This is a genomic window from Cecembia sp., from assembly GCF_007126775.1.
GTDB lineage: Bacteria > Bacteroidota > Bacteroidia > Cytophagales > Cyclobacteriaceae > Cecembia.
Genome location: NZ_SLAP01000092.1, coordinates 1 through 14,049, shown reverse-complemented (window position 1 = coordinate 14,049; position 14,049 = coordinate 1). Strand labels below are relative to the sequence as shown.

The following is a 14,049-nucleotide window of genomic DNA, read 5'->3' as shown; positions in this document are numbered from 1 at the left end:
GAATATTCGAAAATAGAATCCGGGATGTTAGAATTAAAATTTTCAGTTTTCCATGTAAGCAATGAAATCATCCGGATTTTTAAAATTTTTTCAGGAATAATTGACAAGAAGGAAATTAAATTTTCTTATCATTTCGATCCCTTAATGCCGGGATATGTTCGTTTGGATAAGGAAAAGTTGGGCCAAATTTTAATGAATATTGTTGGCAACGCTATCAAATTCACACCAAAAGGAGGGAATGTAGATGTAAGGATATCAACAGAATCCTTTTTGGAAGATACTATATTGTTACACTTTGTGGTAAAGGATGATGGGGAAGGTATTCCTGAAGGGAGGATTTCCGAGCTGACTGAACCCTTTGTGCAAATTGATGGCAGCAATACCAGGGAATTCGAGGGGACAGGTCTTGGACTTGCCATTTCCCAAAAGTTGATAGAATTAATGGGAGGTGAACTTGAAATAGAGAGTGTCTTAGGAAAAGGATCCACGTTCAGCTTCTCCGTTTTTGGCACATTGGTGAGCAGTTATGAAGAAACTGGCAATGGAAACATTTTTGAATTGGACGATGAGGAGGTTGCGTTACAGGGAATGGCTCTTCACTGTCCTTTGGAAATACTTCTTGTTGAAGACAATAAGACCAACCTTGTGTTTATGAAAATGCTTATGGAGCAATTGGGATATGAGGTCAAAGTGGCAAGAAATGGATTGGAAGCTGTGGAACTGGTAAAGAGGAATATGTCTTTTGATTTGGTTTTCATGGATATACAAATGCCCAAGATGAACGGGCTAGATGCTACCCGAGAAATTAGAAAAATAATAGACAGGTCTTCTACTATGATTGTAGGACTTTCCGCAAACGCCTTTAGAGAGGATGTGGAAAATGCCATGGATTCCGGAATGGAGCATTACTTGACCAAGCCGGTCAGTATCCATGATATAGCCAAAATTATCAAAGAACGGTATAGAGAGAAAGCCACAAAAAAAGAGGCCTAAGCCTCTTTTTTTATAATTCCGCTTCCAAATCAAATGCTTCTAGGTAGTCAGCCACTCTTCTGACAAACATGCCTCCTAAAGATCCATCGACTACGCGGTGATCGTAGGAATGGGAGAGGAACATTTTGTGCCTAATGGCAATTACATCTCCGGTTGGTAATTCTAATACAGCAGGCTTTTTCTGAATGGCTCCCACGGCAAGGATAGCTACTTGAGGCTGCATGATAATCGGAGTGCCCATGGTGTTTCCAAAGCTGCCCACATTTGAAACAGAGTACGTGCCACCACTCAATTCGTCAGGAGATAATTTGTTGTTTCTGGCCCTACTTGCAAGATCGTTGATTTTTTTGGACAGGCCGGTAAGGTTGAATTGATCTGCATTTTTGATGACAGGTACAATGAGATTTCCTGTGGGTAGAGCTACCGCTACCCCTATATTGATGTCTTTTTTCTTGATGATTTTATCGCCATCCACTGAAATATTGATCATTGGGAAATCTTTGATGGCCTTAGCAACTGCCTGAATGAAGAAAGGGGTAAATGTAAGGGGTTCGCCTTCTTTCTTTTTATAGGTGTCTTTTATTTTGTTTCTCCATAATACGATATTGGTCACATCAGCTTCTACAAAGGAAGTAACATGGGGGGAAATTCTCTTGGAATCCACCATGCGCTGAGAAATCATCTTTCTCATGCGATCCATTTCAATTATTTCATCCTCTGCAGATATGCTAAGCTCGACACGCGCAGGTACTGCTTGCAAAGTACTTTGAGAGCCAGAAGAAACTGGTCTACTGTCAAATGCTGTCTGCTTTTTCCTATCTCTCAAATAGTTCAACATGTCCTGTTTGGTAACCCTACCATCCTTTCCAGTTCCCGGGATTCCTGAAAGTTCCGACCTATTGATCTTTTCTTCTTTGGCAATACTGAGAACCAAAGGGGAATAAAAGCGATCATCTCCCTCTTTGATTTCGATTTGGGTAGGGTTTGCTAACACAGTTTGTGTTTGTGAGGGAGCAGCAGCAATCAGAGACTCTTTTTCATCCTTATCTGGCTTCAATGTTCCATTGGGGGTGCTTTCTTCTCCTTCGGTTTCTATGATGGCAATGGGAGCACCTACTGCAATGACCTCACCTTCTTTGGCCAGAATTTTCTTGAGAATACCTTCATGCGTGGCGGGTACTTCTGTGTCTACTTTATCAGTAGCAACCTCAAGTACTGATTCATCCTGTTCGATGGGGTCTCCTTCTTTCTTTAACCAAGTGAGAATTGTTCCTTCTATGATACTTTCACCCATTTTGGGCATTAGCATTTCTACAGTCGCCATACTAATATTATTTAATTGGGTTTATTTCTGAGATTTAAAATTATATTTTATTTTAACCAATACAAAATTGATTAATAGAATTTTTATTCTGTTTTTCCTTCAATTGATTGTCTGAGAAGGTTCAGTACTGCTACACCTGTCAATTGAATATTCAGCATTCTATCCTGAGTTAACTGTAATTTTTTCGAAATAGTCCTTTCTTTCATCGCGCAGGCTATCCAAACAGTACCTACAGGTTTTTCTGCCCAACCTCCTCCTGGGCCGGCAATTCCACTACTGGCAAGCCCGAAATCCGCATTGAACATTTTTCTCACATTTTCTGACATCTGAATTACTGTCTCTTGACTAACAGCACCTTTTTCTTTAAGAATATTTGCTTCTACTCCTAGAATTTCATTTTTAAATACATTGTGATAGGGGATGATTCCTCCTTGAAAATATTCGCTGGACCCTGGTATGGAAGTGACAAGATGAGAAATATACCCGCCTGAACAGCTTTCTGCAAAAGCTACATTTTTTCCTTGTAATTTCAGCAGCCTACCAATTGCCTCTTCCAGTTTTTCCTGGTTATATCCAAATATGTATTTTTCAATCAAAGGCTTTACATTTTCAATTTCTTTTTCTACATCATCTTTCAACTTACTCATTTCTGCACCAAATGCGGTTAATCTCAATTTGACCTGTCCAAGGGAAGGAAGATAGGCCAATTTGATATGTTTAGGAAGATTCAATTCCCAATCCTTGATCAATTCAGATAACCAACTTTCCCCTATACCAACAGTTTTGATTACTTTATGGTAAATGTGTGGTAGGGTGTAGATTTCTTTTATTTTCGGAATTACGTGATCAATCATCAGTTTTTTCATCTCATGTGGTACCCCAGGCATAGACATCCATACTTTACCCTTCTCGTGGAACCACATCCCGGGCGCTGTTCCCAACTCATTGGGTATATACGTACATTTTGTTGGAAGGTGCGCTTGAAGTTTATTGATCGGAGTAAGTTCCCTTCCTCTTTTTTCAAAAAAACTTCTAACGGCATCCAGGGCTTCTGGAACCAATTTAATTTCACAATTAAAATATTCTGCCAGAAGAGGTTTGGTAAGGTCATCATTTGTAGGCCCTAATCCCCCTGTCATGAGAATGACGTCAACTCTTTCCTCTGCACTCCTGAAAGCCTCCAAAATAGAATCTCTATTATCCCCAACAGTCGTTCTTCTTACAACCCGGATGCCAATTTTATCCAATTCCTGACTGATCCAATGGCTATTGGTGTCAATAATCTGCCCGTAGAGTAACTCGTCTCCAATGGATAATATTTCTGCTTTTAATTCTTTGTATGGGGCCATCCCGTATTTCGATGATATTGAAAGTATTAATTATGATTTAGCGAACTTTGGCACTTCTTAATATTTTAGAAAAAATACCAGGAAAGAAACGTTTAAGGTAAACAGCATATTTCTCTTTCCCTCCTATGAGTACTTCCTCTTTCTTTTTTTCAATGGCATTAGAAATTTGACGGGCGCATTTTTCTGGCGCCATTCCCTTATCCTGAGCTTCATCCATTTCATTTAAGGTCGAACCATCCCCTGTCAATGCATTGATTGATACTTTGGTTCTAATGAATCCTGGACAAATCAAGGTTACATCGATATTGTCCTTGTAGTGCTCAGCCCTCAATGAATCAAAAAAGCCGTGTAGCGCATGTTTGGAAGCTGCATATGCAGTTCTATACGGTGATCCAAATTTTCCGACCAAACTACTTACCACAGCATAATGACCGGATTTATTGGCAATAAAGTGAGGTAAAATAGCTTTGCTGAGTCCGATGGTGCCAAAAAAATTAACATCCATTATTTTCCGGTCTACCTCCAATGAGGTCTCTAAAGCAAGTGAACGTTGACTTATACCTCCATTATTGATCAATATATCTATTCTTCCAAAAGCTTCTATGGCTTCTTGGCATTTCCTTTCAAAACTGGATACTTCATTCAGGTCCAAAGGCAATACATGTACCCTTTCAGGATAAGATGCATTTTCTTTTAACATCTGTAAGGCAGCAGCATTTCTTGCAGAGATTATAAGTTTGTCACCCTTCTTTTCATACGCTTTAAACAGTGCCTCACCTATACCTGAGGAGGCACCCGTGATCCATATGGTTTTTTGAATCATTTTGGGTTTCTTTTATATATCACAAAGTCAAAGCTGTACTGATTGTTTTTATCTTTTTCATAATGCTCGGTAGATATTGCATGCCAAATGTCTGTGTCAATGCACGGGAAAAATGCATCTCCCTCAGGAGAGGCATCTACATGAGTGATGAAAAGTTCATCAGCAATTGGCAGAGCTTCTTTATAGATTTCAGCACCACCTATAATAAAAACCTGAGATAATTGTTTGCCTATACATACTTGGATTGCCTCTTTGAGAGAATGAGCTACTATATGGCCTTCTGGTAAGCTGTATTCCTTATTTCTTGTGACTACTACAGAAGTCCTGTTAGGTAATGGTCTTCCTACGGATTCGTAGGTTTTCCTTCCCATAATGATGTGATGGCCAGTAGTTAATTTTTTAAAAAGCTTCAGGTCTGATGATAATTTCCAGATAAGCTCATTGTCTTTTCCAATGACATCATTTTTGGCTTTGGCAACTATGATTGATATTTTCAAGGTGATTGATTTTAAGCGCCAAGATACCAAGGTTTCATTGAGGATGAAAATCTAACAATGATAAAAAAGCAGCCTCAAGTAAAATGTCTTCGTGGGGCTGCTTTCAAATTTACTTTTCTTGCATACCTGCAAAAGCGCTGGGGTAATCTGCCATCACAAAACTCCTTTTGTCATTTTCATTGATTTCAACGACTGTCATTTGGATGATACTTTTATCAGTTTTGCTCTCAAATATCATATCCAGTAAATTTCCTTGGGGCATTTGTTTGAAGTAATCCATATTCTCACCTTTCATCTTTGCATTTAAAAATGGATTGCTTTCTCCCCAAAAACCAGATGTGCCCTGTATGGGTTTTTGGCTTATCCAATAAGTGGCCTTTCCCTCTTCATCATCCACAACATATTCGTCGCAGGCATAACCTAAAATTGTCTTGGTATTTCCAGTCTTCTTAAAATTGAAATTTTCTCCCGAAAAATCGATTTCAGCCTCATCCTCATCAATTTCTATTCCTTCGGCTATCTTTTCAAAGTCAAAGCCATAGGCCATTCTGGCTTTTTCTCCTTCATTTTCAAAAAGAATAATAGAAGCATTTCTTTCCAGGTCATAAATCAAAATGGAGACCCCTTCATTTTTATTTTTTTCCTGAAGTGCTATCTCCATTCCAATAATCATTTTAGAATCTGATAAAAAAGATTTGATACGGTTAGCATCTATATCCCTGCCTTTTTCATCTTTCCCAGTCATTTCCATGACAGTATAGCCCGTGAAATCATAACTGTCAGCTACCGGAACGTCAGCACTTATTCCACCCAATATTTTTTCCCAATCTACGCCTGGCATTCCTTCAGGCCCGTAAATTTGTCCAAAAACTTTCTCCAGTTGCCTTTGGGCAACCTTTTCCATTTCAGACTCCACTCTTTTTTCAACTGCTCTACTCACTCCTCTTTCAGCAGCATCTCTGAGTCTTCGCATAATCTGGGCATCTACAAAAGTCGTTGTAAGTAAAAAGAAGGCTAATAAAAAACAGCTTAATTTTTTCATTTTTATGTTGGGTTAAAATTTACCCTCAAATTAGTAAAAATGAATTAAAAGCCATAACCAAAACCTAATTAATAGGTTCAAAATGCTTTATTTCTTATTTAAAAGTGTATAGCCCCTCAAAAATTCATCAATTGAAAGTCTTTTTTTGCCCTCCATCTGAATTTCCAGAACATGTACCTGTCCTTTTCCTGTTTGAAATTTAAGAATAGTTTTCCCATCACTTTGATACTCACCGGCTTTGAGACCAGTAATATCGTCTTCGAAAAATTTGGTTTTAAATATTTTGCAGTTTTTTCCATCTATACTTGTATATGCTGCTGGATAGGGAGACAAACCCCTCACTAAATTATGGATCTCCACAGCAGATTTTTGCCAATCTATTTCACAGGTTTCTTTGTAGATTTTAGGGGCATGGTGTTTTGCCCGACTTTCATCTTGCGGCTTGAGGATGACTTCCTCCGAAGCGATAGATTGAACTGTTTTCAATACTAGATAGGCACCTTTTTTCATTAACCTCTCATATAAACTTCCCAGATTGTCTTCCTCAAGTATGGGTTCTTTTTCCTGAAAAATTATATTTCCAGTATCTATCTCATGCTTTAGGAAAAAGGTAGTCACTCCTGTTTCTTTTTCACCATTGATGATGGCCCAGTTGATGGGTGCTGCGCCCCGGTAATCCGGAAGGAGAGAAGCATGAAGATTGAATGTGCCAAGTGGTGGCATGTTCCAAACCACCTCAGGCAGCATACGAAAAGCGACCACAATTTGAAGGTCTGCTTGGTATGATGTCAGCTCGGCTAAAAATTCCGGTGATTTCAGGTTAGTTGGTTGTAATATAGGAATGTTAAACTGTAGAGCGGCTTCTTTTATTGGAGATGGGATCATCTTCTGACCTCTTCCTTTAGGTTTATCAGGCGCTGTAATCACGGCCACTACATTCCAGCCCCCATTTACCAAATTCTCCAAGGCGGGTACAGCAAATTCAGGAGTACCCATATATATGATCCGAATATCTTTCTTCATTTACTTCAAAATCTAAATTGAAATAACAAAAATTGTAAAAAAATACTGAAATCGGGTGTGGATTTATTTTAATTGGAGTTTAGAACCTTTTTTTATGAAATTTGTGGGGTTTTTTATATAGGTATATTCAGTTCTGATAACATATGATCCAAACAATTCGAAGTAGAAAAAGCCTTATAAATACAATCTCTGTAATATTCGTGACAGTTTTCACTTTTTTGTCGGAATGTGATCAGTTTGAAGATTTGGAAGATGTTATTTTTCAGGACATTGAAATAATGACCGAGTAAGATTTTGATGCCTTCTATCCAAAAGCAGTTTCGAATATCAGAAACCTTTGATTTCAATTTTGGTACGCAATCGGGTATTAATTTAGCAGATCAATGGGATGAAAAGGAGTTTGCTTATTTTAATTGTGGGATTGGGAACTATCATTGTTTTGCACAGGGGTGTTACCTCCCTACGAAGGCAATGATAAACCATCAGGCTTAGTCATAGAGCTCAATTTCTTCGGTTGGGATTTGAGTATGAAATAATAAACGATGCTGATAGACTCATCAAGTGATTTAATCAAGTAATTTGTTGAGTTTATCACCTTTTAAAAAAATCAAAACATTATTTTTCCTAGATTATTGAAAAAAGATTTTTTGGTTCGAAATTTGACTACTTTTGTATCGTGAAACAAGCTATACCATATTCAACTCAAATCCTACGCATGATTGCATTGGCAATGGCTATGTTTTTTGTAGTGTTGGCTGTTTTTGATGGATTTGAAGAAGAACAGGATATAGAGTATACAGGTGAATTTTTAAATGAAGTTGATTTCGATTATGTGGATTTCCCTACATCGATCTCAAGATCAAGCTCTACCCAATCATTAAAGATTCAACGAATCATCGTACTTAGTGTTTTTGATTTTGTTTCTGAGGCATTGAGGTTATCAAAGCCCTCGCTCCCATCAGTTGCATATATTCCGCTGGACATATTTTCAAGTCTTGATTTTTTGATTGGCAAATCCATTGCCGCCAATGCCCCTTGATTAGAGGCTTTTCCTCCTTCTTTTATTTGCAATAAACCCTTCAGTAACTTTCTCTGAAAGATTATTCACAATTCATTTATTTATGAAAACCAATTTCTTTAATGTTCGAATAGGAACTTACAGGCTTCCTATTTGGAGTCAATTGGGAATGTTCATTGCCCTCTTGAATCTCCATGCTTGTAGTAATAGCAATAGTAAAAATCAAAATCAAGCACTTGTCCAGGTTCCTACATTAGAGCTTCAGCCAATGAGCATCACCCTTCCAAAAACCTATGTGAGTGATATTCAGGCAGTACAGTTTGTGGAAGTCAGGGTCAAAGTTGAAGGTTTTGTGGACCGCATTTATGTGGACGAAGGTCAATTTGTGAAAAAAGGACAAAATCTCTTTCAATTAACTTCCAATGAATATAATGAAATGGTTAATTCTGCCAATGCACGCTTATTCCAAGCAAGGGCAGAAGCACAAGCAGCACAGTTGGAAGTTGACCGTTTAAAGGTTTTAGTAGATAAGAACATCATTGCCAGATCCGAATATCAGTTGGCCTTGTCAAAAAAAGCTGTAGCCGAATCTGCGATTTCGGAGGCAGAATCTATGTTAAAAAATGCACGTACCGGATTGTCTTATACTACGATTAAAGCTCCATTTGATGGAATAGTTGATAGAATTCCCTATAAAACAGGAAGCTTGGTCACTGCTGGTGATTTGTTAACCAACATTACTGATATCTCGGAGATTTTTGCCTACTACAAGGTCACGGAGAATGAATATTTGAAATACATGCGAGATAAAATCGAAAATGACACTTTAGATGATCAAGAAGTCTCCTTGATTTTATCAGATGGAGTTTATTATGAGTATACAGGTAAACTTGAAACGATGGAAGCCGATTTTGAGCAAGGCACTGGTTCGATTGCTTTTCGGGTACGTTTCCCTAATCCAGATCAGTTGATCAAACATGGGTCTACGGGAAAAGTTGAAATGAGTGAATCTATGGAAGGTATCTTTTTGATTCCTCAAAAATCCACTTTTGAGATTCAAGATTACAATTATGTGTATATCGTGGATAAGAACAATACGGTGAGAGTGAGAAGCTTTAAACCAATTCAGCGGTTTGGCCTATTCTACATAGCGGATAGTTTTGAACCTGGAGATAGAATCATCTATGAAGGTATCCAACAGGTAAAGGATGGTATGGAGGTGATGCCTGAAATAAAACCTGAGTTAGAAGTGTATGATACTTTGGTAACTACAAAGTCCTAAGCCATGCTAGAGTTATTCATCAGGAGACCGATTTTATCCACGGTCATTTCGATATTTATCACGCTTTTGGGTTTACTGGCATTGACTTCATTGCCAATTACCCAATTTCCTGAAATCGTACCTCCTTCCGTAATGGTAACAGCAAGGTATACTGGGGCTAATGCGGAAGTTTTAGCCAAGGCGGTAGCTACACCATTGGAAAGGGCCATCAATGGTGTGCCAGGGATGAGTTATATGACATCTGTAAATACCAATGATGGTGTTACTATGATCAATATAATTTTTAAAGTAGGTACTGATCCAGATCAAGCTGCCGTGAACGTTCAAAACCGGGTTGCCACTGTTTTGGATGAACTACCGGAAGAGGTCATTCGGGCAGGGGTTCAAGCTGAAAAAGAAGTGAATTCAATGTTGCTTTACCTCAATCTGATCACTTCAGACTCTACGCAAGACGAAAAATTTGTTTACAATTTTGCAGATATTAATATTCTGCCAGAGTTGAAGCGAATCGATGGTGTGGGGTTTGCACAGATTATGGGATTCAAGGATTATGCGATGAGGATTTGGCTAAATCCTGATAGATTGGTGGCTTATAACCTTTCGCCTCAAGATGTGACAGAGGCAATTCGAAGGCAAAATGTAGAGGCTGCACCTGGTAAGTCTGGCATTGCATCCGATAGGGATCCACAGGCCCTACAGTATGTTTTGAAATATACGGGGAAGTTCAATCAGGAAGAGGAGTTTGAAAATATTACTTTGAAGGCGCTTCCGGATGGTTCACTTTTGAAATTGAGAGATGTGGCAGAAGTGGTTTTTGATGCGCAGGAATACAGTATGGTATCGATGACGGATGGAAAGCCTTCAGCGTCCATTATGATAAAGCAGAGACCTGGTTCGAATGCCAGAGAGGTGATCCAAAACATCAAAGATAAGATGGAAGAACTTCAAGAGGAGTCATTTCCACCCGGAATGGAATACAATGTCTCATATGATGTTTCCAGATTTTTGGATGCTTCCATATTTGAAGTAATCAAAACACTGATAGAAGCCTTCTTGCTGGTGTCATTGGTGGTATTTATTTTCCTTCAGGATTTTAGATCTACATTGATTCCTGCTATTGCCGTGCCTGTATCCTTGATAGGAACCTTCTTTTTTATGCAATTATTTGGTTTTTCGATCAATTTGCTGACCTTATTTGCACTTGTTTTAGCGATTGGAATTGTAGTGGACAATGCCATTGTGGTAGTAGAAGCAGTTCATGTGAAAATGCATGATCTAAAATTAAATGCCTTAGACGCAACGCTTGCTGCTATGAAAGAAATTGGAGGAGCTATTGTAGCGATTACATTGGTCATGTCAGCAGTATTTGTGCCCGTAAGTTTTCTTTCGGGACCAGTAGGAATTTTTTATAGGCAGTTTTCCCTTACTCTCGCTATAGCGATTGTGATTTCGGGTATTAATGCACTGACATTATCTCCAGCTTTGTGTGCTTTGTTGTTAAAACCTTCTGATGTGGAACATGATCCTAAAAAAGGATGGCTTCAAAAGTTTTTTTATGGCTTTAACAAACGCTATGATGCAGTTGCCAAGCGCTATGCAGCCATTGTGAAAAAGATTGCGGGAAGAAGGGCAGTCACTTTCGGGTCCTTAATTTTGTTTTTCTTTTTAGCTTATGGAGGACTTGCTGTTTTGCCTACAGGGTTCATACCCAATGAAGATCAAGGAATGGTTTATGTAAATGTTACCACGCCTCCAGGAGCGACTGTCGAAAGGACTAAAGAAGTGATGGATATGGTGCAGGCCAGTTTGTTGCCATTGGAGGAAGTAGAGACCATTTCCACACTTGCAGGTTACAGTTTGATGACTGAAACAGCTGGTGCTTCCTATGGCATGGGAATGATCAATCTTGTAGGTTGGAGTGACAGGGATAAAAATGTCAATGAGTTGATACTTGATTATCAAGATCGGGTTTCTCATATTAAAGGAGCCGAGATTCAATTTTTCTCACCTCCTCCGGTACCGGGTTTTGGGAATGCTTCAGGGTTTGAGTTAAGAATGCAGGATAGGACAGGAGGGCCATTGGCTGTAATGGCCGATGTAACCCAAGACTTTATTGACGAATTGAATGCAAGACCAGAATTAAAAGAGGTTACTACCAATTTCGAACCGAATTTTCCCCAATATATTCTGAACGTAGACCATGACAAGGCTGCTAAATTAGGCATTTCTGTTAACGATGCGATGGAGACCCTGCAGTCTTATATTGGAAGTTTTTATTCTTCCAATTTTATCCGGTATGGTCAGATGTACAAAGTGATGATTCAGGCTTCTCCCGAATACCGTACTTCTCCAGAATCACTGCTGGCAATGTATGCTAAAAATGATAGGGGGCAAATGGTTCCTTATTCCAATTTCTTAACTCTTGAAAAAGTTTTTGGACCTGAACAATTGACAAGATACAATATGTTCAATTCAGCTTTGATTACTGGAGATGCAGCAGATGGGTATGCCTCTGGTGATGCCATCAAAGCAGTGGAAGAGGTAGCCTTAAAAGTATTGCCAAGAGGGTTTGATATTGACTGGTCTGGAATTACCCGAGAGCAGATCGAGTCAGGAAATCAGGCAATCTACATCTTTGCCGTGTGTTTGGTATTTGTGTATTTGTTGTTGGCGGCACAATATGAAAGCTATTTTTTGCCATTGCCAGTTATATTATCCTTGCCAGCAGGGATATTTGGTTCATTCCTATTTCTGAAGATTACCGGTCTCGAAAATAATATTTATGCACAGGTTTCTTTGGTTATGCTGATAGGTCTTTTGGGTAAAAATGCCATTTTGATCGTAGAAATTGCCATTCAGAACAGGCAAAAAGGTTTATCTATCCTCCAAAGTGCTATCAATGGGGGCGTAGAAAGGTTGCGACCTATCCTGATGACTTCTTTTGCTTTTATAGCAGGTTTGACTCCTTTGACTATCGCTACTGGTGCAGGGGCAATAGGAAATAGAACTATTGGAACAGCAGCTGCCGGTGGTATGCTTATAGGAACGCTTATAGGTGTCTTTTTGATCCCTGGTCTATATGTGGTTTTTGAAACACTTGATACCAAATTCAAGAAAAAGAAAACCATCGAAATCAAACAAGAACAACCTGTATCATGAAAGCATTTGTGAATATTCATACACTCGCTGGGCTGGTTCTGACAGGTCTATTCTTAGCTTCTTGTAAAACTGCAGAATTGACCTTGGAAGATACTCAGACGGAAATGCCGAGTAATTTCGAGGTAGAAATAATACTTGAAGAGAAAACATCAGTCGCATTACTTCAGTGGCAGAATTTCTTTGAGGATGAGAATCTAAAAGATTTAATTCAAGTGGCCTTGGACAATAACCAAGATCATTTAAAAACGCTGGAAAGAATCCGTATAGCCCGAGCTAATTTCAGGATAGCCAAAGGCGGATTACTTCCTGAGGTCAATGCACTTGCCGGTGCTTCCGTAAGGAGGTTTGGAGAGTATACGATGGATGGAGTAGGTAATGCCGACTCCAACCTTTCTCCCACAGTACCAGAGGACAAACTTATTCCAGATCCTTATCGGGACTTCATCATAGGGACTCAATTTAATTGGGAAATTGACGTTTGGTCCAAACTCCGAAATCGCAAAAAAGCTGCTTTTTCCAGGTACTTGGCATCCGAGGAAATGGTCAACGCCATCAAGACCTGGTTGGTTGGAGAGGTGTCCCAACAATATTATGAGTTGGTGGCTTTAGATGAAGAAATCCGGATTTTGGAAGCCAATATTCAATTACAGGAGTTTGCAGTCAATCTTTCAAAAGACTTAAAAGAATCTGGTAAAGAAAACCAACTAGCGGTGGATCAATTTGAGGCTTTGATGCTCAACTCTAAGGCTCAGTTAATCGATAGAAAGCGGGAACTCCGAACAGCTGAACTGCAAATGGCGCAATTACTTGGTGTATATGACTTCCAACACACCCGGAATGCAATGGGCGAAGTTTTTGATACTCCTGATTTGATTGATATAGGCTTGCCCGCGGAACTGTTGGCATTTAGGCCTGATATTCGAATTGCCGAGCGTGAGTTATTAGCAACAAAAGCTGAGGTACAGGTTGCCCGTGCCGCTTTCTTTCCAAGTATACAGTTGGGAGGAATGGCAGGATTCAATGCCTTCGATTTCTCCAGGTTGTTTTTTAGTCCAGCCTCCGTGGTCTATCAGTTAGGAGGAGGTCTCGTTGCTCCTATTTTCAATAGAAATCAAATTAAAATGAATTTTGAGATGGCCAAGGCTTCAAAGAAAATAGCGTATCTGGATTATGAGCAAACCGTATTTAAAAGCTATTTGGAAATTCTTAACCTTGTCAATGAATTTGAGGCTTTTGATGAACAACTGCAACTGAAAACCTACGAAGTAGAAGTTCAAAAACGGTCGGTCGAAAATTCAAATATTATGTTTAGAGTTGGATACGCAGATTATCTTGAGGTTTTGAATGCCCAAAGCCGTGCATTGGAATCTGAGATTGAATTAATAGAATTGAAAAGAGAACAGCTACAAACCAATGTGAAATTATACAGGGCATTAGGAGGAGGATGGAATTAACTGATCCTTTAATATTGGGAAAACAAAAAGCCCCGGTACAAGTATCTCAAGGAAAGTGATGAAGACTTCAGTTATTTTCAGCACG

The 14,049-nt window shown here is 39.1% G+C and carries 11 protein-coding genes; 5 read left to right on the top strand and 6 right to left on the bottom strand.

What is annotated here, in order from left to right; translation table 11 throughout:
* On the top strand, positions 1-993 hold a 993-nt coding region (locus QZT73_RS05810; protein WP_291787139.1), incomplete at its 5' end, for an ATP-binding protein.
* 10 nt (positions 994-1,003) lie between these two features.
* Here QZT73_RS05810 and QZT73_RS05805 read toward each other — a convergent pair.
* The 6 genes from QZT73_RS05805 to fmt form a co-directional block, all read right to left on the bottom strand.
* Positions 1,004-2,317, bottom strand: coding sequence for a dihydrolipoamide acetyltransferase family protein (locus QZT73_RS05805; protein ID WP_291787136.1), 1,314 nt, complete (start codon positions 2,315-2,317; stop codon positions 1,004-1,006).
* Between the two features lie 83 nt (positions 2,318-2,400).
* A complete protein-coding gene (locus QZT73_RS05800) occupies positions 2,401-3,666 on the bottom strand; it encodes a competence/damage-inducible protein A (RefSeq protein WP_291787133.1) in 1,266 nt (421 codons plus the stop codon).
* Positions 3,667-3,703: 37 nt separating this feature from the next.
* Positions 3,704-4,489, bottom strand: coding sequence for an SDR family oxidoreductase (locus QZT73_RS05795; RefSeq protein WP_291787130.1), 786 nt, complete (start codon positions 4,487-4,489; stop codon positions 3,704-3,706).
* A complete protein-coding gene (locus QZT73_RS05790; protein WP_291787128.1) occupies positions 4,486-4,986 on the bottom strand; it encodes a dihydrofolate reductase in 501 nt (166 codons plus the stop codon). The genes QZT73_RS05795 and QZT73_RS05790 overlap by 4 nt, the downstream gene beginning before the upstream one ends.
* A gap of 109 nt (positions 4,987-5,095) precedes the next feature.
* Complete coding sequence (locus QZT73_RS05785; protein WP_291787126.1) at positions 5,096-6,028, bottom strand: DUF4412 domain-containing protein; 933 nt, start codon at positions 6,026-6,028, stop codon at positions 5,096-5,098.
* An 87-nt stretch (positions 6,029-6,115) separates the two neighbouring features.
* The gene (gene fmt / locus QZT73_RS05780) at positions 6,116-7,051 is read right to left on the bottom strand and encodes a methionyl-tRNA formyltransferase (protein WP_291787124.1); all 936 of its coding nucleotides are present in this window, start codon (positions 7,049-7,051) and stop codon (positions 6,116-6,118) included.
* A gap of 715 nt (positions 7,052-7,766) precedes the next feature.
* Between fmt and QZT73_RS05775 the strand changes: the two genes are divergently transcribed.
* The 4 genes from QZT73_RS05775 (at position 7,767) to QZT73_RS05760 (ending at position 13,964) form a co-directional block, all read left to right on the top strand.
* Positions 7,767-8,090: a hypothetical protein gene (locus QZT73_RS05775; RefSeq protein WP_291784633.1), complete on the top strand. Its 324-nt coding sequence runs from the start codon at positions 7,767-7,769 to the stop codon at positions 8,088-8,090.
* 148 nt (positions 8,091-8,238) lie between these two features.
* Complete coding sequence (locus QZT73_RS05770; RefSeq protein WP_291784637.1) at positions 8,239-9,351, top strand: efflux RND transporter periplasmic adaptor subunit; 1,113 nt, start codon at positions 8,239-8,241, stop codon at positions 9,349-9,351.
* A 3-nt stretch (positions 9,352-9,354) separates the two neighbouring features.
* Positions 9,355-12,510 carry an efflux RND transporter permease subunit gene (locus tag QZT73_RS05765; RefSeq protein WP_291784631.1) on the top strand — a complete coding sequence of 1,052 codons (3,156 nt, stop codon included), beginning with the start codon at positions 9,355-9,357 and terminating at the stop codon, positions 12,508-12,510.
* The gene (locus QZT73_RS05760) at positions 12,507-13,964 is read left to right on the top strand and encodes a TolC family protein (protein ID WP_291787121.1); all 1,458 of its coding nucleotides are present in this window, start codon (positions 12,507-12,509) and stop codon (positions 13,962-13,964) included. The genes QZT73_RS05765 and QZT73_RS05760 overlap by 4 nt, the downstream gene beginning before the upstream one ends.
* Positions 13,965-14,049 lie beyond the last annotated feature (85 nt).